The organism is Planomonospora algeriensis, assembly GCF_977012225.1.
Window position 1 is genome coordinate 1 of record NZ_CDRNDK010000019.1, and the last position, 17,705, is coordinate 17,705.

The 17,705-nt window shown below is 69.3% G+C and carries 16 protein-coding genes and 2 pseudogenes; 14 read left to right on the forward strand and 4 right to left on the reverse strand.

Annotated features, from left to right (window positions below):
* The 4 genes from ACWJ6R_RS03955 to ACWJ6R_RS03970 all read left to right on the forward strand — a co-directional run.
* On the forward strand, positions 1–3,464 hold a 3,464-nt coding region (locus tag ACWJ6R_RS03955), incomplete at its 5' end, for a multifunctional oxoglutarate decarboxylase/oxoglutarate dehydrogenase thiamine pyrophosphate-binding subunit/dihydrolipoyllysine-residue succinyltransferase subunit (RefSeq protein WP_449060872.1).
* 107 nt (positions 3,465–3,571) lie between these two features.
* On the forward strand, positions 3,572–3,751 hold the full coding sequence (locus tag ACWJ6R_RS03960) for a DUF6104 family protein (protein WP_068897733.1): 180 nt from the start codon (positions 3,572–3,574) through the stop codon (positions 3,749–3,751).
* Positions 3,752–3,987: 236 nt separating this feature from the next.
* Positions 3,988–4,785 (forward strand): DUF4097 family beta strand repeat-containing protein, encoded by a 798-nt coding sequence (locus ACWJ6R_RS03965; RefSeq protein WP_449060873.1) that lies wholly within the window; start codon positions 3,988–3,990, stop codon positions 4,783–4,785.
* A 55-nt stretch (positions 4,786–4,840) separates the two neighbouring features.
* Positions 4,841–5,572 (forward strand): helix-turn-helix transcriptional regulator, encoded by a 732-nt coding sequence (locus ACWJ6R_RS03970; protein WP_449060874.1) that lies wholly within the window; start codon positions 4,841–4,843, stop codon positions 5,570–5,572.
* 149 nt (positions 5,573–5,721) lie between these two features.
* On the opposite strand, the gene ACWJ6R_RS03975 is transcribed toward ACWJ6R_RS03970, so the two are convergent.
* Together ACWJ6R_RS03975 and ACWJ6R_RS03980 are read right to left on the reverse strand one after the other, a co-directional pair.
* A complete protein-coding gene (locus tag ACWJ6R_RS03975; RefSeq protein WP_449060875.1) occupies positions 5,722–6,678 on the reverse strand; it encodes a zinc-binding dehydrogenase in 957 nt (318 codons plus the stop codon).
* A gap of 139 nt (positions 6,679–6,817) precedes the next feature.
* Positions 6,818–8,329, reverse strand: coding sequence for an acetyl-CoA acetyltransferase (locus tag ACWJ6R_RS03980; protein WP_449060876.1), 1,512 nt, complete (start codon positions 8,327–8,329; stop codon positions 6,818–6,820).
* Between the two features lie 319 nt (positions 8,330–8,648).
* Here ACWJ6R_RS03980 and ACWJ6R_RS03985 point away from each other — a divergent pair, with 319 nt between their 5' ends.
* Positions 8,649–9,815, forward strand: a complete 1,167-nt coding sequence (locus ACWJ6R_RS03985) for a trypsin-like serine peptidase (protein WP_449060877.1) — start codon at positions 8,649–8,651, stop codon at positions 9,813–9,815.
* A 157-nt stretch (positions 9,816–9,972) separates the two neighbouring features.
* On the opposite strand, the gene ACWJ6R_RS03990 is transcribed toward ACWJ6R_RS03985, so the two are convergent.
* On the reverse strand, positions 9,973–10,251 hold the full coding sequence (locus ACWJ6R_RS03990; RefSeq protein ID WP_449060878.1) for a type II toxin-antitoxin system RelE/ParE family toxin: 279 nt from the start codon (positions 10,249–10,251) through the stop codon (positions 9,973–9,975).
* Positions 10,251–10,526, reverse strand: a complete 276-nt coding sequence (locus tag ACWJ6R_RS03995; RefSeq protein ID WP_449060879.1) for a type II toxin-antitoxin system Phd/YefM family antitoxin — start codon at positions 10,524–10,526, stop codon at positions 10,251–10,253. Before ACWJ6R_RS03995 ends, ACWJ6R_RS03990 begins: the two co-directional genes overlap by 1 nt.
* 66 nt (positions 10,527–10,592) lie before the next feature.
* Between ACWJ6R_RS03995 and ACWJ6R_RS04000 the strand changes: the two genes are divergently transcribed.
* From ACWJ6R_RS04000 to ACWJ6R_RS04040, 9 genes and pseudogenes are all read left to right on the forward strand, one after another.
* Positions 10,593–10,907: a hypothetical protein gene (locus ACWJ6R_RS04000; RefSeq protein WP_449060880.1), complete on the forward strand. Its 315-nt coding sequence runs from the start codon at positions 10,593–10,595 to the stop codon at positions 10,905–10,907.
* A 464-nt stretch (positions 10,908–11,371) separates the two neighbouring features.
* Complete coding sequence (locus ACWJ6R_RS04005; protein WP_449060881.1) at positions 11,372–11,635, forward strand: DUF7343 domain-containing protein; 264 nt, start codon at positions 11,372–11,374, stop codon at positions 11,633–11,635.
* A gap of 26 nt (positions 11,636–11,661) precedes the next feature.
* The gene (locus ACWJ6R_RS04010) at positions 11,662–11,994 is read left to right on the forward strand and encodes a hypothetical protein (protein WP_449060882.1); all 333 of its coding nucleotides are present in this window, start codon (positions 11,662–11,664) and stop codon (positions 11,992–11,994) included.
* Positions 11,991–12,194, forward strand: a complete 204-nt coding sequence (locus ACWJ6R_RS04015) for a hypothetical protein (RefSeq protein WP_449060883.1) — start codon at positions 11,991–11,993, stop codon at positions 12,192–12,194. The genes ACWJ6R_RS04010 and ACWJ6R_RS04015 overlap by 4 nt, the downstream gene beginning before the upstream one ends.
* Positions 12,158–12,577, forward strand: a pseudogene (locus tag ACWJ6R_RS04020) (ISAzo13 family transposase); the annotation flags it as partial. The gene ACWJ6R_RS04015 and the pseudogene ACWJ6R_RS04020, both read left to right, overlap by 37 nt.
* Positions 12,578–12,584: 7 nt before the next feature.
* Positions 12,585–13,064 (forward strand): annotated as a pseudogene (locus ACWJ6R_RS04025) (transposase); the annotation flags it as partial.
* Positions 13,065–13,526: 462 nt separating this feature from the next.
* Positions 13,527–15,095, forward strand: coding sequence for a hypothetical protein (locus ACWJ6R_RS04030; RefSeq protein WP_449060884.1), 1,569 nt, complete (start codon positions 13,527–13,529; stop codon positions 15,093–15,095).
* A gap of 202 nt (positions 15,096–15,297) precedes the next feature.
* Entirely contained in the window at positions 15,298–16,482 is a 1,185-nt protein-coding gene (locus ACWJ6R_RS04035) for a trypsin-like serine peptidase (protein WP_449060885.1), read from the forward strand.
* Positions 16,483–16,877: 395 nt separating this feature from the next.
* A partial coding sequence (locus ACWJ6R_RS04040) for a trypsin-like serine peptidase (RefSeq protein ID WP_449060886.1) occupies positions 16,878–17,705 on the forward strand: 828 nt, incomplete at its 3' end.

Sequence of the window (17,705 nt, forward strand, 5' to 3'; positions counted from 1 at the left end):
ACCCCCGCCACGGCCCCGGCCACCCCGCCGCCGCGACGACCACCCCCACAGCGCCGAAGGCCCAGGCAGCCCCGGCGGACAAGCCCAAGCAGGAGACGCAGTTGCCCGCCGGTGCCGAGGAAGTCCGACTCCGTGGCGCGGCCGCCAGGACCGCGCTGAACATGGAGGCCAGCCTCGTCGTCCCGACGGCCACCAGCGTACGCGCCGTCCCGGCGAAGCTGCTCATCGACAACCGCATCGTGATCAACAACCACCTGTCCCGCGGTCGCGGCGGCAAGGTGTCGTTCACGCACCTCATCGGGTTCGCCGTCGTCAAGGCCCTCGCGGCCCTGCCGGAGATGAACCACTCCTACACCGAGGTCGACGGCAAGCCGGTGCTGGTCAAGCCCGAGCACGTCAACCTGGGCCTGGCCATCGACATCCAGAAGGGCGACACCCGCCAGCTCCTGGTGCCGTCGATCAAGGCCTGCGAGCAGATGGACTTCCGCCAGTTCTGGACGGCGTACGAGGACATCGTGCGCAAGGCCCGGAGCGGCAAGCTCGGCGTCGACGACTTCGCCGGCACGACGATCTCGCTGACCAACCCGGGCACCATCGGCACCGTGCACTCGGTGCCGCGCCTGATGCCCGGCCAGGGCACGATCATCGGCGTCGGCGCGATGGAGTACCCCGCCGAGTACCAGGGTGCCTCCCCCGACACGCTCTCCCGCCTGGCGGTGAGCAAGATCATGACGCTCACCAGCACCTACGACCACCGGATCATCCAGGGCGCCCAGTCGGGCGACTTCCTGCGCCAGATCCACCGCCTGCTCCTGGGCGAGGGGAACTCCTTCTACGACGAGATCTTCGAGGCCCTCCGGATCCCCTACGAGCCGGTCCGCTGGGTCCGGGACATCTCGACCACGCACGACGACGACGTGGCCAAGTCCGCGCGCGTGCTGGAGCTGATCCACGCCTACCGGGTCCGCGGCCACCTCATGGCCGACACCGACCCGCTGGAGTACAAGCAGCGCAAGCACCCCGACCTCGACATCAAGTCGCACGGGCTGACCCTGTGGGACCTGGAGCGCGAGTTCGCCACCGGCGGCTTCGGCGGCAAGCCGCTGATGAAGCTCCGCGACATCCTCGGCGTGCTGCGCGACTCCTACTGCCGCACCATCGGCGTGGAGTACATGCACATCCAGAACCCCGAGGAGCGGGCCTGGATCCAGGCGCGGGTGGAGCGGCCGTACGACAAGCCCGCGCGCGAGGAGCAGCTGCGCGTCCTGGAGCGGCTCAACACCGCCGAGGCGTTCGAGACGTTCCTGCAGACGAAGTTCGTCGGCCAGAAGCGCTTCTCGCTGGAGGGCGGCGAGTCGCTGATCCCGCTGGTCGACTCGGTGCTCTGCGCCGCCGCCCAGGACAGCCTGGACGAGGCCGTCATCGGCATGGCCCACCGCGGCCGGCTCAACGTGCTGGCCAACATCGTCGGCAAGTCCTACGGGCAGATCTTCGGCGAGTTCGAGGGCAACCTCGACCCGCGCACCTCGCACGGCTCCGGTGACGTGAAGTACCACCTGGGCGCCACCGGTGACTTCGTCTCGCCCGACGGCTCCAAGCTCAAGACCTCGGTCGTGGCCAACCCCTCCCACCTGGAGACGGTCGACCCGGTCCTGGAGGGCGTGGTCCGCGCCAAGCAGGACCTGCTGGAGCGCGGCGAGGAGGGCTTCAGCGTCCTGCCCGTGCTCATCCACGGCGACGCCGCCTTCGCCGGCCAGGGCGTGGTGGCCGAGACGCTGAACCTGTCGCAGCTGCGCGGCTACCGCACCGGCGGCACCGTGCACATCGTGGTCAACAACCAGGTCGGCTTCACCACCAGCCCGGCCAGCTCCCGCTCCAGCGTGTACGCCACCGACGTCGCCCGGATGATCCAGGCCCCGATCTTCCACGTCAACGGGGACGACCCCGAGGCCGTGGTCCGGGTCGGCCGCCTGGCCTTCGAGTACCGCAAGGCGTTCCGCAAGGACGTCGTGATCGACCTCATCTGCTACCGGCGCCGGGGCCACAACGAGGCCGACAACCCCAGCTTCACCCAGCCGCTGATGTACGACCTGATCGACGCCAAGCGCTCCACCCGCAAGCTCTACACCGAGGCGCTGATCGGCCGGGGCGACATCACGGTGGAGGAGGCCGAGAGCGCGCTCCGCGACTACCAGGCCAAGCTGGAGAACGCCTTCGCCGAGACCCGCGAGGCGACCAGGGAGCAGACGGGCGAGTTCGCCCGCCCGGCGGACCTGGAGGCCATCCCCTGGTCGCACGAGGACACCCCGACGGGCGTCTCCGACGAGACCATCAAGCGGATCGTCGACACCCAGCTCAACCTGCCGGAGGGCTTCACCGTCCACCCGCGCCTGCTCCCGGTCATCCAGCGCCGCGGCCAGATGGTCGCCGAGGACCGCATCGACTGGGGCATGGGCGAGACCCTGGCCTTCGGCTCGCTGCTGATCGACGGCCACCCGGTCCGCCTGGTGGGCCAGGACTCCCGGCGCGGCACCTTCGTGCAGCGGCACGCGGTGCTCGTGGACCGCGTCACCGGCGAGGAGCACACCCCGCTCAAGACGTTCAACCAGGGCACCACGAAGTTCTACGTCTACGACTCGCTGCTCAGCGAGTACGCCGCGCTCGGCTTCGAGTACGGCTACAGCGTGGAGCGCCCCGAGGCCCTGGTCTGCTGGGAGGCGCAGTTCGGCGACTTCGTCAACGGCGCCCAGTCCGTCATCGACGAGTACATCACCGCGGGCGAGCAGAAGTGGGGCCAGCGCTCCGGCGTGACCCTGCTGCTGCCGCACGGCTACGAGGGCCAGGGCCCCGACCACTCCTCGGCCCGCATCGAGCGCTTCCTGCAGATGTGCGCCCAGGACAACATGACCGTGGCCCAGCCGACCCTGCCGGCAAACTACTTCCACCTGCTGCGCTGGCAGACGAAGGCGAACCGGCACCGGCCGCTGGTGGTCTTCACGCCCAAGTCGCTGCTGCGGCACAAGGCGGCGGTCTCGCCGGTCGCCGACTTCACCTCGGGCTCGTTCAAGCCGGTCATCGGCGACACCACGGTGGACCCGGCGGGCGTGCGCAAGGTCGTGCTCTGCTCCGGCAAGATCTACTACGACCTGGCCGCGGCCCGCGAGGCGCAGGGCCGTACCGACGTGGCGATCGTCCGCCTGGAGCGGCTCTACCCGTTCCCGGCGAACCCGCTGGCGACGGAGCTGGACCGCTACGGGGACGTCGAGCTGATCTGGGCGCAGGACGAGCCGGCCAACATGGGGCCGTGGCCGTTCCTGGCGCTCAAGCTCGCCGAGAACCCCCACGTCTTCGGCGGCCGGCCGATCAAGCGGGTCTCCCGCAAGGCCAACTCGTCCCCGGCCACCGGGTCGCACTCCACGCACGAGGTGGAGCTGCGCCAGATGCTGTCGGAGGTCTACGCCTGATCCGGGAGCCGGGCCGCGACGGCGGTCCCGGCGCCCGGATTTCGGATCCACCCGGGAGGTCCCCCACAGCACGGCTGTGGGGGACCTTCCGCTATCAGGAGGAGAACATGTACTTCACCGACCGGGGCATCGAGGAGCTCGTCACCCGCCGCGGCGAGGAGGAGGTCGGCATCGGCTGGCTGGCCGAGCGGCTGCGCGAGTTCGTGGACCTCAACCCCGAGTTCGAGATCCCGGTGGACCGGCTGGCCACCTGGCTGGCCCGGCTGGACGACGACGAGGACGAGTAGGGACGGGAACGGCCCGGCGCGGCTCGGACCTGCAACACCGATTCGGACCTGCAAGACCGGCTCAGCCCTGCAAGACCGGCTCAGCCCTGCGGGACCGGTTCGGACCCGCAGGACCGGTTCGGACCGACACGGGCCCGCAGGGCCGGAGCGGGAAGCCCTTCAGTGGATAAAACACGATATATCTTGACCCCTCGGCCGACGCGACATATCGTGTCTTGCACAAGGAGGTCGCAGACATGCGTGAATGGACGATCGGGAAACCCGAGCAGATCACGTTCGACGCGGTGAGCGGGCTGAACGTGTGGATCGTGGCGGGCAGGCTGGCGGTGCTGGCCAGCGAGGGCCCGCCCGCACTGGAGGTCACCTCCGTCGGAGACATCCCGCTGATAGTGACGCACGACGACGACGGCACACTCACCGTCACCTACAAGGACCTCAGCTGGGACGGGCTGCTCAGCTGGCTGCGCCCCGGCCGCCGGGAGAGCGTGCTGACCCTCACCGTGCCGAAGGACTGCCCGGTCAGCGCCGGGGTGGTCTCCGCCTCGGCCGTCGTGGCCGGTTTCGAAGGCCGTACGGCGGTCAAGAGCGTCTCCGGCGAGATCGTGCTGGACGGGGTGAGCGGAGAGATCCACGCCGACACCGTCTCCGGGCCGGTGGAGAGCCGCGGCCTGGTCGGCGACCTGTCCTTCAAGAGCGTCTCGGGCGACCTGACCGTCGCCCAGGGCAGGCCGCGCCGGCTGAAGGCCGGCACCGTCTCCGGCCGGGTCACCGCCGACCTGGAGCTCCCGCCGACCGGCCACGTCACGCTGAACAGCGTCTCCGGCGAGGTCGTGGTACGGCTCCCGCACACCGTGGAGACCGACGTGGCGATCCGCTCCACCAACGGCCGGATCGGCACCGCCTTCCCCGGGCTCGACCGGGTGGACCAGCCCGGCAGGAAGGCGCTCACCGGCCGGATCGGCGGGGGCATGGCCTCGCTGTCGGCCACCACCGTCTCCGGCGACGTCACTCTCCTGAAGGGAGACCCTTCGTGAACGGCTCGTTCGACACCGGCCACGCCTCCGGTACGGTCCCGGGCGGGAGGGCGTCATGAGCCCCGTCTTCGGCCACGGGCGGCTCCGCCTCTACCTGCTCAAGCTGCTCCAGGAGAGCCCGCGCCACGGCTACGAGGTGATCCGGCTGCTCCAGGACCGCTTCCTCGGCGTCTACTCCCCCTCGCCCGGCACGATCTACCCGCGCCTGGCCCGGCTGGAGGAGGAGGGCCTGGTCACCCACGAGGTCGTGGCCGGCAAGAAGGTCTTCACCCTCACCGAGGCGGGCCGCGCCGAGCTGGAGGCCAGGATGGACGAGCTGGCCGAGCTGGAGCAGGAGATCTCCGACTCCGTCCGGGACATCGCCCGCGAGGTCAAGGAGGACGTGCGCGACACGGTCCGGTCGCTGCGCGAGGAGCTCACCCAGATGGCCCGCGACGTGCGGCAGAGCGCCAAGCAGGAGGAGCGCTCGGCCAAGGACGAGTTCCGGCGCGCCAAGCGGGAGCAGCGCGAGGCCTGGCGGGAGCAGAAGGCCGAGTGGCAGCGGCACAAGCACGAGTGGAAGCACGAGACCGAGCGCTGGCAGCGGGAGTGGAAGCGCGTCTGGGCCACCGGTTTCACCGGGCCCGGTTCCTCCGCCGGCGACGACCGGCTCGGGCAGATGCTCGCCGAGTTCGCCGAGGAGGTCCGCGGGGACGCCGCGGGCCGGCAGGTCACCGAGGAGACGCTGGCCGCGGCGCAGGACGCGCTCTACGACGCGGCCCGCCGGATCCGGGACGCCCTGCGGTGATCCTCCTGATGCGGGCCGCCCCGCCCCTCCTCCGGGCGGGGCCGCCGTCCTCGGCGCACCGGGCGCATCCGGCATGCCCTGTGCATCTGGCGCACCCGGCGTGCTCCGCGCACACCGTGAGCCCCGTGTGCCCGGTTCCGTCGGCGCGCTCAGGGAGTGAAGACGACCTTCCCGAAGACCTCTTCACCGTGCAGGGCCGCGAAGCCCTCGCGGGCCTCGGCCAGCGGGAGCACCCGGTCGATCAGCGGGCGGGTGCCGGTCTGCTCCAGGAAGCGGGCCAGCCGGGCGAGCTGGTCCCGGCTGCCCATGGTCGAGCCGATCACCGACAGCTGCAGGAAGAAGACCCGGTTCAGGTCCGCCGGGGGCACCGCGCCGCTGGTCGCGCCGGAGACCACCACCCGGCCGCCGGGACGCAGTGACTTGAGGGAGTGGTCCCAGGTCGCCTGGCCCACGGTCTCCATGACCGCGTCCACCCGTTCGGGCAGCCGGGCGCCGGGCTCGAAGACCTGGTCGGCGCCGAGTTCCAGGGCGCGGGCCCGCTTGGCCTCCGACCGGCTGGTGGCCCAGACCCGGTAGCCGCCGGCCCGGCCCAGCGCGATCAGCGCGGTGGCCACGCCGCCGCCCGCCCCCTGGACCAGCACGGTCGAGCCGGGCTCCAGCCCCGCCCGGTCGAACAGCATCCGGTAGGCGGTCAGCCACGCGGTGGGCAGGCAGGCCGCCTCCTCGAAGCCGAGCGCGGCGGGCTTGGGCACCAGGTTCCGCCGGGGCACGGCCACCCGCTCGGCGAAGGTCCCGTCGTGCACCTCCGAGAGCAGCGACCGCTTCGGGTCCAGCGTCTCGTCGGCGCCGGAGCCGATCACCGAGTGCACGATGACCTCGTTGCCGTCCTCGTCGATCCCGGCGGCGTCGCAGCCGAGCACGATGGGCAGCCGCTCCTGCCGGATGCCCACGCCCTTGAGGGTCCACAGGTCGTGGTGGTTGAGGGCGGCGGCCTTCACGGTGACGGTGGTCCAGCCGTCGGGGACCTTCGGTTCGGGGTGCTCGCCGAGCGTCAGCCCGGCGAGGGGGTTGTCGGGATCGGTCTGGGTTGCGGTTACGGCGAACATGGCCGCACCCTACGCTCCCGGCCCCGCCCGGCCACGCCCCCACCCCGCACTCCCGCCCGGCTTCTCACCGCCCGGCCTCTCACCACCCGGCCTCTCGCCCCCGGCCGGACGGCTCCACGGCGGAAGACCTCCAGCCCCCTCACCAGGTGGCGACGTTCACCGGCCCGTCGGGGGTCAGGCGGACCTCCCGACCGACGAGTTCGACGGCCTCGGCCTCGGCCACCAGCGCGGGGTCGCGGACCAGGGCGTGCGCGCGGGAACCGTCCGGCAGGTCCGCGACCAGGATCCCGCGCTCGGCCGCGCCGTCCCTGCCGTGCGCGACGGTGTAGCCCGTGACGGTCCCGGTCCCCTCGAAGACGTCGGCGATCGGCACGGGTTCGGCGACGTGCACCGGCGCACCCGCCCCGCGCAGCGCCGCGAGCCCGTCGCCCCGCCCCTCCCGGAAGGCGTCGCCCGGCTCGGTGGACCAGACGGCCCAGGTGTGCTTGGTCAGGTGCATCCCGACCCCGGTGACCAGGCCGTGCCCCGGTCCCGCCGTACCCGCCCCCGCCCGCAGCCGCTCGGCCATCGCCGCGGTGGAGTGCAGCACGTAGACGCTGACCGGCGCCCCGGCGTACGGCAGGCCGCCGGTGACCGTCAGCCCCCGCCCGTCCAGCGGGTCCAGGCCCGCCGCGGCGCAGGCCGTACGGAGGGCGACCGCGAAGCAGCTGTAGAGGTCGAGCGCGCCGATCCCGTCCAGGTCCGTGCCCGCGCGGGCGAAGGCGTGCCGGGCCGCGGCCGCCATCGCCGGGGACCCGCCCGGGACCGGCCGGGCCGCGACCTCCCAGGTGTCCTCGGCGTACGCCCATCCCCGCAGGTGGACGCGGCGGTCACGATCGATCCCGAGCCGGTCGGCGAGCCCCGAGCTCACCATGATCACGGCGGCGGCCTGGTCGACGTCCATGAACGCGACGGTCCGCTTGGTGTACGGCCAGCCGACGACGCGGTTGTCCGGGCCCGGGGTGACGAGCTCCTCCGGCGTCCAGGCCCGCCGGTGCCAGGCGTGCGGGTTGGCCACGGCGACGCGGGTCATCGGGGCCATCATCCGGCCCCGCGCCTCCCGCTCGTCACCGATGGACTCCCCGGCGGCGGCCCGGCGCGCGGTCTCCATGATCGCGTAGGTGTGCACGGGCAGGAAGAGCTCGTGGGCCAGCTCGGCCGGGTGCGGCGGGCGCTCCCAGCCGTAGGGCGGCCTGGGGTGGGCGCGGTGGCTCCACGCGGGACGCTCCCCCGCCCGGCGCAGGGCCTTCTTCGTCGCCAGCACCTCACCGCCGGCGACCAGGGCCGCGTCCATCTCCCCTGCGGCGATCGCGGCGGCGGCCGTGCCGAGGAGCGTCTGCGGGGCCGTACCGCTCACCGTGGAGTAGGCGCGGTGGCGGGGTGCGGCCTTGAGGCGCTCGGCGAGCCGGGCGGCGGGATCGTCGTACTGCCAGGACTCGGTGTAGACGACCTGGACCGAGTCGAGCCGCTCCAGCAGACCGGGCGCTCCGGCGTCGGCGGCGGCCTCGCGGACGACCAGCTCCCACAGGTCCAGCGGCTCCGGCCCCGGCCGCTCCCGGACGGTGTGCTGGGCGACGCCGACGAGGCAGGGGGTCCGTGGATCCACGCTCATACGGACATCAAACCAGAACGACGTTCGGTTTGGATAGCGCCGAGTGCGCGGAGTTGCTGGAGAAATGCACGTGAATCGATTGCTTCAGTGATGCGGAAGACCCCTTTTGAAGCCTCCCAAAGCGACTTTCACCTGCAGTGATGCCCATTCGTTAAACCATAGCGAATAGGCATTTCAATAACGGAATCGCATCGGAGGGAACCGTCCCAGACTTTTTCCCGTCAATTCATGGCCGAACTCGAGATCCACTCAGTAGCGTTCCCAGCGTTTTCCTGGCGGCGGGAAGTCCCGCCCGCCGCCGAAGACGAAAGGAGCTCCATTGAATCCCCGAGCACGGCGCCTCACCGTCCCCCTCACCGGCCTCCTACTGGTCGCCGGAGCGATGGGCGCCACCTCCGCCGGCGCGAGCGCCGCGAGCACCACCACCGGCACCACCACCGGCACCACTGCCGCCGCCACGACGGGCGCCCCCTCCGACGTGGTGACCTCCACCGCGTCGGAGACGCCCGCCGAGGCGACCTCCTTCTGGTCGCCGGAGCGCATGCGCAGGGCCACCGACGCCACCGGCGACGTCGACCTCAGCGTCCGGGGCGGCAAGGCCTCCTCGGCGGCCGGGCCCACCGGCAAGGCCGGAGCCGTCCCGCCGAGCGGCCCGGGAGGCGGCCCGACCACCAGGAGCAAGCAGGTCAACCTGCCCAACACGGTCGGCCGGGTCTTCTTCACCCTGCCCAAGGCCAACCCGCTGGACCCGAAGAGCTGGAAGTACTGCTCCGGCACCTCCGTCCAGGGCAAGTACCGCAACGTGGTCGCCACCTCGGCGCACTGCGTCTACGACGTGAAGACCAACCAGTTCTATGACAACTGGATCTTCATCCCGTCCTACTGGGACGGCAACCAGGCCTGGGACGGGAAGAACCCGTACGGCATCTACGCGGCCAAGTGGTTCAACGCGCACGACGACTTCGTGGTGAAGGAGGACTACGACTACGACTACGCCTTCGTCAACGTCCACTCCGGGTTCAAGGTGAACTGGGAGAAGGACAAGGACGGCAAGTGGCAGCCGATCGTCAAGAACGTCGGCCGGCTCGGTGACAACGTCGGCGGGCAGGGCTTCGCCTGGAACCAGAAGGTGAAGAACAAGGTCTTCTCCTTCGGCTACCCGGCCGGGCCGCACCCCGACGGCGACAAGCCGTTCACCGGGCGCACGATGAAGTGGTGCTACGGCACGACCGGCGCCATGCCCGCCGCGCCGAAGTACAACATCCAGGAGCACGTCGGCTTCAAGTGCGCCTTCACCGCGGGCGCCAGCGGCGGCCCGCTCCTGCTGAAGTACAAGAGCTCCACCCGCACCGGCTACCTCAACGGCGTCAACAGCGTCGCCTGGGACACCGACAAGAACGACCGCTACGACCGCATCTCCTCGCCGTACTTCAACGGCGAGACCCACCAGGTCTACAAGGCCGCAGCCAACCGCTGGACCAAGTAGCCCCCGCTCAGGAGACGGCGCCCGGACCACCCGGGCGCCGTCACCCGGTAGACGACGCACGACGGCCGGCCGCCCGGCCATTCGACCGGCCGCCGAACCCCGAGGGCCCGCTCCGCCCGGACCGGGCCCCTCGTTCACATTCCAGCGCTTCCGCAGGTCACGCGAAGGGGTCGGCTCCGAGATAGCGGACGATCACGACATCCGCGTCATCAGGGTCCTGCTCCCAGATGATGAGCCAGTCCTCGGAACGATCACGGACAGGAACGCCCCATAGCCCGTCCCGGAAGGATCTGCGACGTACGCGCCCATCACCAGGGTCAGCCTCCAGGAGATCGAGTGCGTCATCGATCGCATCGAGAAGCCGCCCGGATCCTGCCGCCTTCTCCAGCAGGGCGTACGCGTCACGAGCTTGGGGGTCGAACTCGATGACGGCCATCAGGCTGGATCACCCCGTCCCGCCCGACGCGGCCGAGGACTGCGGCGCTCCGGGTGGCGACGGCCCTCGTCGATCTGCGCCTGGATCTCCGACGGCAGTTCGTACTCCGGAATCTCCTCATGTCCCCTGGTCAACTTCTGATACTTCTCGATGGAGATCACCACGGCGACCGGCTGCCCGTAGTGGGTCAGGACAGTCTCTTCCTTGGCGTAACGCGCCCGCCCGACCACCTCACCAAGGTGCTCGCGAGCCTCACTGATCGGCATCTCGCTCATACTCGGAATTGTACAACTCCGAGAACAGATGATCTTCTGTTCGGACGACGTCCGTTAAGAATCCCCATGTCCGACAGCGGCAAGCCGTTCACCGGGCGCACGATGAAGTGGTGCTACGGCACGACCGGCGCCATGCCCGCCGCGCCGAAGTACAACATCCAGGAGCACGTCGGCTTCAAGTGCGCCTTCACCGCGGGCGCCAGCGGCGGCCCGCTCCTGCTGAAGTACAAGAGCTCCACCCGCACCGGCTACCTCAACGGCGTCAACAGCGTCGCCTGGGACACCGACAAGAACGACCGCTACGACCGCATCTCCTCGCCGTACTTCAACGGCGAGACCCACCAGGTCTACAAGGCCGCAGCCAACCGCTGGACCAAGTAGCCCCCACCCAGGAGACGGCGCCCGGACCACCCGGGCGCCGTCTTCTCTGCTGCCTTCACCAGTGAATATAAGCTTTGACGCCTTTAGCTGCCAAAGCTTATATTCGCTCTGTGTCATGGCTGGAAGCACTACGGAGAGCGGGATGGCAGGCTGAGATCTCCCATCCCGGGAGGCTCGTCATCCGGGGCGATGAGTCCCTTCACGGGTTCCGCCTGGTCCGGCGTGGCCGAGCGCCGCGGCCGTCCGAGGTCGCGTCCTCGCCTGATCCGGAGGCCATCCTGTGGATCCCCTCGGTCTCCCCCGTCGTGGCACGCCTTCTCCACGACCGCGGATGGTCCTGGGTCACCGATGACGGCCGGGCGCAGGTCAGGCTCGGCACACAGGTGGTGACCGTACCGGCCGAGGAGAACGCTCCGCCCGAGGCCCCTCAGCGATCACGCAGAAGGTCCGGGGCGACCACCTCCGTGAGACGGGTCCTACTGGAGAGCTCCGGGCCGATGAAGCAGGTCGAGATAGCACGGATCGCGGAGACGACCCAGGCGCGGGTCTCGCAGATCCTCTCGGTCCTGAGCGAGAACGGCCTGTGCCGCCGGACGACCACCGGATGGGCCCTCACCGACCCGGAGGGTGCGCTGGACCAGTGGCTGGCCGATTACCGGGGCCCGGCGGGATCAGCACCCACTGGTACGGGCTCGACACTCTCTCCGAGCAGGTTGCTTCTGCTGTGACGGCCATCGGAGAGGGAGCGGCAAGGGTGTCCGGTGATGCCGCCGCCGACGTCCTCGCGCCCTGGCGCATGCCGACTCATGCGGTCGTGTACGGCGATCGCAGTCCCGACCTCGAGCCGTGGGGGATGGTCCCGGCCGAACCCGACCAGGCGACTCTGACCCTCACGGTCCCCGACGACCGGTCGGTCTTCATGCCCGCGAGCGAGAACCTTGCGCCGATGCTCACGGAGCACCCCCCATGGCCACTGGCTCCGCTGACCCAGCTGCTCTGGGACCTGCTGGCCTCGGAAGCCTCCGACTCCGCCGAGGCCGCGGAGACGCTACGGCGTTCCTGGCTCACCACTCGGGAGGAAAGATGACCCGGATATCCATCAGGAGCGGCTCCCGCGCCGAGGACTCCTCGTTCCGCGCGCTGTCCGACGCCGCGGAGGCATTCGCCGCAATCGGCGACTACCGGGTGATCGGGGGTCACATGGTCAACATCCATGTGCGGGCCGCGGACCTCGATCTACCGCTCCGGGGCCAGACCGGCTGGCCGTCCTCGGTGACCCGACGCTGACCGGCATGAGCCGATCTGCGCTGATGCAGTTGATCAAGCGGTTGTCGCGGCAGCAGGCCGCCCGGGCCGAACGGCGTAAGCATCGTCAGCGCGGCGGAGACCGACAGCCGACGGCTCGCGGAGGGGTCTTCTACGAAAAGATCACCGATGCCGAGCGCGTTCTTGCGGTCGTCCTCGGCCTGCGCAAGGTCTGCAGCTGGGACGTGGTGGCCGAACTGTTCGAGGTGAGTCGGCGCACCATCGGCAACGCCCGAATGTGGGTCCGTCCGCTGCTGGAACAGGACGGCTACGTCATCACTCGTTCCACGGTCCGGTACTCCAGTACCACCGAGCTCCTGGAGAGCCTGAGACCAGCGAGATCCCACGACACGCCGACATGTTGATTTCTTACGGTTCCACTACCTGCGGAATTTGCTGACGACGGTCCCGAAGTCGGCGCAGCCGTGGGTGGCGACCCTGGTGCGCACCATCTTCGACCAGCCGGCCGCCGAGGCCGTGCGCTCCCAGCACGCCTGGGTCGTCGAGGCGCTGGAGGGCAAGTACCCGGCCGCGGCGACGCACCTGGACGCGGCCCGCGAGGAGCTGCTGGCCTTCGCCGTCTTCCCGCGCGAGGTCTGGCGGCAGGTCTGGTCGAACAACCCGCAGGAGCGGTTGAACAAGGAGATCCGCCGCCGCACCGACGTGGTCGGCATCTTCCCCGACCGGGACGCGGTCGTGCGCCTGGTGGGTGCGGTGCTGGCCGAGCAGACCGATGAGTGGACCGAGGCCCGCCGCTACATGGGGCTGGACGTGCTGGCCAAGGTCCGGCTGCGGCTGATCTGCGGCGACACACCGGGGCAGAATCCGCTGCCGCAGACACTTACCGCTTAACCTGCAGAAACAGGATCACGCGAAGGTCGGCTCATACACCACTTCGCTGGACGTGACCTCGACGTGTTGTGGTCGCATGCACTGCGGCAGGCCCCTCCGGCGGTGGGTACTTGACGGGGATCCGCTGCACACCGGTTGATGGATTGACCGGCGGTCCGTGAAACCCGAGATATGGAAGGCTCCGTCCGCTACCCGAGGGCGCCACGCCCGAACGGCGACCCGGTCGGCTTCTTCGCAGCTCAGGACGGTTGTACGGCGGGCACGACCGGCGGTTTCCGATCGGGAGGGGATCTGACGTCGGTCAGGATCTTTCGGTTCCACGGATCCGGTAACGAAGACGTAACGGTCCATACCGATGCCGGATTACTGCTCCTTTACACCATCTTTGCTGAGTACGGTCTCCTCTTGTCTCTTTACGTACGCGTGAGCCACCCGAGCGCTCATGACAAAGAAGGAGCTACCGTGAACCCCCGAGTCAAGCACCTCGCCCTCCCTCTGGGAGGTGCTCTCGTGGCCACCTCCCTGGCCGGCGCCTTCGCCGGCACCGCCACCGCCGAGCCCGACCTGAAGTCGGCGACGCTCGCCCCCTCAGCCAACGCGCAGGCCATCGCGGGCTACTGGACCTCTTCGAAGCTGAAGGAGGCCAAGACCTACCTCGCCGAGTCCACCGCCACCGGCAGGCTGCGGGTGGGCGGCACCAAGGCCTCCGCCGACGGCAGGCCCGGCATCGTCGCCCCGACCGGCGAGGGCGGCAAGTCCGCGGGCAGGTCCAGGAACGTCAACCTGCCGATCACCGTCGGCAAGGTCTTCTTCCTCGACGACAAGGGCCAGGAGCGCTGGTGCTCCGGCACCTCGATCCAGTCGAAGTTCCGCAACCTGGTCGCCACCGCCGGCCACTGCGTCTACGACACCGACACGAACAAGCCCTTCAGCAACTTCGTGTTCATCCCCGGCTACTACCAGGGCAAGGCCCCCTGGGGGATCTACGTCGGCGCCAGGGTCAACATGCACCACGACTTCGACGTCTACGAGGACTACGACTACGACTACGCGTTCGTCAACGTCTACAACGGCATCAAGCAGACGGGCGTGAAGGAGGTCGGCAAGTCCACCTACACGGCCACCAAGGGCTTCAAGTACACCGAGGACCGGGCGATCTCCAAGGAGGAGTTCGCCAAGGGCTACGAGAAGTACGGCGAGCTCGGCCCGTACTGGAAGAAGGCGCTCGACCCGACCGTCGAGAACGTCGCCAAGCCGGCCGACGCCGCCAAGCACATCGAGGAGTACGTCGCCACCGGCCGCAACGGGGTCAAGCTGACGGCCGTCGAGGTGGTCGAGAGCGTCTACGCCAAGGCGCCCAAGGGCCTGGAGAACGGGAACAAGTTCGAGCGCAAGACCGTCAGGACGCCGATCAGCAAGGAGGAGTACGACAAGCTCCTCAAGCAGAAGGCGGACGGTGGCTTCCTCGGCAAGCTCGAGGCCACCAAGGACGTCAACGGCACCGAGATCGCCTGGTTCAAGTCCCAGTACTTCGTGAAGAAGTGGGTCAAGACCACGGTGAAGGAGCTGTACTTCCACACCCGCTACTTCGTGATCGTCATGGCCGACGCCGGCCGCCTCGGCGACAACGTCGGCGGCCAGGGCTTCAGCTGGAACCAGAAGCTGGGCAAGAAGGTCTTCACCTTCGGCTACCCGGCCTACGCCCACCTGGACGGCCACAAGCCGTACAGCGGTCACACCATGAAGTGGTGCTACGGCAAGACCGGCAACGCCCCGGACGTGCCGAAGTACAACGCCCAGGAGCACCAGGCCATCAAGTGCGCCTTCACTCCGGGTGCCAGCGGCAGCCCCTTCCTGCTGCAGTACAAGAACAGCAAGCGGACCGGGTACGTCAACGGCGTCGTGAGCCTCACGATCGACAGCGACGGCAACGACCGCTACGACCGGGTCACCACCCCTTACTTCAACGGTGAGACCTACGGCATCTACAAGTCCGCTGCCAACCGCTGGACCGGGAAGCTCCCCGGCTAGCCGCGCGGTCGCGGAGGGGAAGGGCCCGGTGACCGCCTGGCCCTTCCCCGCCTTCACGGGGCTCTTACGCCTTGGAGGGCACACTCGGCGGGTGACGATGTCAGACCGGACCGACCCGCCAAGCTGCCCAAAACCCAGTTGATCTGGAAAAATCACTCTTTACATCCCCAGCGAAGTCGCAACCCCCGGAAGGAACGTCCTCATGTCCCCCCGCGTCCGGCGGCTCACGGCCACACTCGGCGCCCTCGTCGCCGCCTGTGCGACCGTGGCGTCCGTCTTCGCCGGGCCGGCCGAGGCCAGTCCTTACGACGGGGTGCCGAACGGGGTCACGTCCATCACGCTGACCCGCGGCGGCGCCGACATGAAGCGGATCGCGGCCTACTGGAGCCCGGCGCGCCTCAAGCAGGCCCAGAACAACACCCCCGCCACCCCCGAGGTCAAGCCGAGCGACGGCGGCTCCACGCCGCTCCCCGCCACCCCCACCGCTCCCGCCACCCCCGTCCCCAGCGGCACGGCCACCACCGCCTCCGCGGCGGCCTCGGGTGAGCAGACCACCGCGACGACGGCCACCGCGACCGCCGCGGGAGCCTCTCCGATCATCGAGCCCACGTCCCCCAGGAAGCGTGGAGCGGCCACCGGCGCCGTCCCCGTCACGGTCGGGAAGGTCTTCTTCCGGATCGGCGGCAAGGACTACTGGTGCTCCGCCTCCTCGGTGGCCTCCGCCAACCGGAACCTGGTCGCGACGGCCGCGCACTGCGCCTACGACGCGAAGATGGGGCGGCCCGCCGAGTACTGGATCTTCATCCCGGGTTACGACAGGGGCGAGACCCCGTACGGGATCTATGTGGGCCACTCCTTGAACCTGCACGAGAGCTTCGTCGGCAAGGGCGACTACGACTACGACTACGCCTTCGTCACCGTGCACGACGGTTTCCGGTGGAAGCCGGGCAAGAGCGCGGGTTCCTACGAGATGGAGACCGTCGGCAGCCTGGAGGACAACGTCGGCGGGCAGGGCCTGGTCTTCAAGCGCGGACCCGGCAGGTACACCTTCGCCTTCGGCTACCCCGCCGCCCCGTACCTCGACGGCACCAAGCCCTTCAACGGCCAGGAGCTGAAGTCGTGCGACGGGCTGACCCGCAGGCAGGCGGCCCCCGCCCGGCTGGTGGAGTACGGCGTCGCACTGAAGTGCGGGTTCACCGCCGGCGCCAGCGGCGGCCCCTGGCTGATCGGCTACGACACCAGGAGCGCGCTCGGCTACCTCAACGGCGTCAACAGCTTCGCCTGGGACACCGACGTCGACAAGCGCTACGACCTGATCTCATCGCCGTACTTCAGCCTGTCGACCTACGTCGTCTACCGGTACGCGGGAAGCCGGCGCGCGAGTTGATCCGCAGCGGATCCGGACGTTCCGGACACAACGAAGGGGCCTCGGCGATCCGCCGGGCCCCTTTCGAGTTCCGTTAGACGTGGCAGGTCCCGAATCGGTGCCATCTTTTCGATGTGATCTGAGTCACATCCAGCCGGTCACCAACGGTGTGTGATCGATTACGCCACATCGGGCACATCCGCCCCAACCCTCACCGTAGCTGCGAAGACAGCGGATTCTCCCCCAAGACTCATTGGGGAGCCCTCAGGTAACGGAACGGTATCGGCGGATGTGCGCGCCTTCGTCGGTTCCGAAGCGGCTTCCGCTTTTCAAGATCGGGCCTGTATGTTCCTGGCTATCCCTTTACTGACGCATGGGACGCAAGATGCGTTCCACGACAGACCAAGGAGTTTCCCTTGAAGCGCATCCTCCTCCCCGCCGGTGGCGCCGTTCTGGCCACCGGTCTGCTCGCCGCCGGCCTGGCCGGCACCGCTCAGGCCGCTCCGGACTGGGCCAGCGACACCATGGCCAAGAGCGCTCCCGACGCTCAGCTGGTCGCCAACTTCTGGACCGCCCGCAACGGCGAGGCCCTGAAGAACGCCACGCCTTACTCCTGGGACGTCAAGGCCACCCCGACCATGAAGGTGGCCGGCGGCTACACCCCCGACGGCAAGCCCGGCGCCGTCGTGCCGATCGGCGAGGAGAAGAAGTCCGCCTCCGTCGTCAAGAACATCAACCTGCCGAAGACCATCGGCAAGGTGTTCTTCCTCGACGAGGACGACAAGCCGCGCTGGTGCTCGGCCACCTCGATCCAGGCCAAGTACCGCAACCTGGTCGCCACCGCCGGTCACTGCGTCTACGACGACGGCAAGAACTCCTCCGTCGCCGACCGCTGGATCTTCGTGCCGGGTTACTACCAGGGCAAGACCCCGTGGGGCATCTACGTCGGTAAGACGGCGTACACGCACTACGACTTCGCCGCCTTCGAGGACCGCGACCGCGACTACGCGTTCGTCACCGTCTACAACGGTGTCCAGGTCGGTGGCGCTTCCTGGAAGCCCGTCTCGGCGGCCGACTACGACAAGTTCTCCGGCGAGAAGAAGGTCGAAGGCCAGGAGATCAGCAAGGCGCAGTTCGACCAGTGCACCCTGGTCGACCTGAACGACTGCTACTCCCAGGACCCGGTCGCCCCGCAGAACGTCGACGCCAACTACCCCGGCGCCGTCGTGACCCGCGTCGAGGTC

What these genes read in the sequence shown, in the direction of transcription:
- ACWJ6R_RS03960 (WP_068897733.1), top strand. Translation starts at nt 3,572, where the DNA reads ATGTACTTCACCGACCGGGGCATCGAGGAGCTCGTCACCCGCCGCGGC.
- ACWJ6R_RS03965 (WP_449060873.1), top strand. Translation starts at nt 3,988, where the DNA reads ATGCGTGAATGGACGATCGGGAAACCCGAGCAGATCACGTTCGACGCG.
- ACWJ6R_RS03970 (WP_449060874.1), top strand. Translation starts at nt 4,841, where the DNA reads ATGAGCCCCGTCTTCGGCCACGGGCGGCTCCGCCTCTACCTGCTCAAG.
- ACWJ6R_RS03975 (WP_449060875.1), bottom strand. Translation starts at nt 6,678, where the DNA reads ATGTTCGCCGTAACCGCAACCCAGACCGATCCCGACAACCCCCTCGCC.
- ACWJ6R_RS03980 (WP_449060876.1), bottom strand. Translation starts at nt 8,329, where the DNA reads ATGAGCGTGGATCCACGGACCCCCTGCCTCGTCGGCGTCGCCCAGCAC.
- ACWJ6R_RS03990 (WP_449060878.1), bottom strand. Translation starts at nt 10,251, where the DNA reads ATGGCCGTCATCGAGTTCGACCCCCAAGCTCGTGACGCGTACGCCCTG.
- ACWJ6R_RS03995 (WP_449060879.1), bottom strand. Translation starts at nt 10,526, where the DNA reads ATGAGCGAGATGCCGATCAGTGAGGCTCGCGAGCACCTTGGTGAGGTG.
- ACWJ6R_RS04000 (WP_449060880.1), top strand. Translation starts at nt 10,593, where the DNA reads ATGTCCGACAGCGGCAAGCCGTTCACCGGGCGCACGATGAAGTGGTGC.
- ACWJ6R_RS04015 (WP_449060883.1), top strand. Translation starts at nt 11,991, where the DNA reads ATGACCCGGATATCCATCAGGAGCGGCTCCCGCGCCGAGGACTCCTCG.
- ACWJ6R_RS04035 (WP_449060885.1), top strand. Translation starts at nt 15,298, where the DNA reads ATGTCCCCCCGCGTCCGGCGGCTCACGGCCACACTCGGCGCCCTCGTC.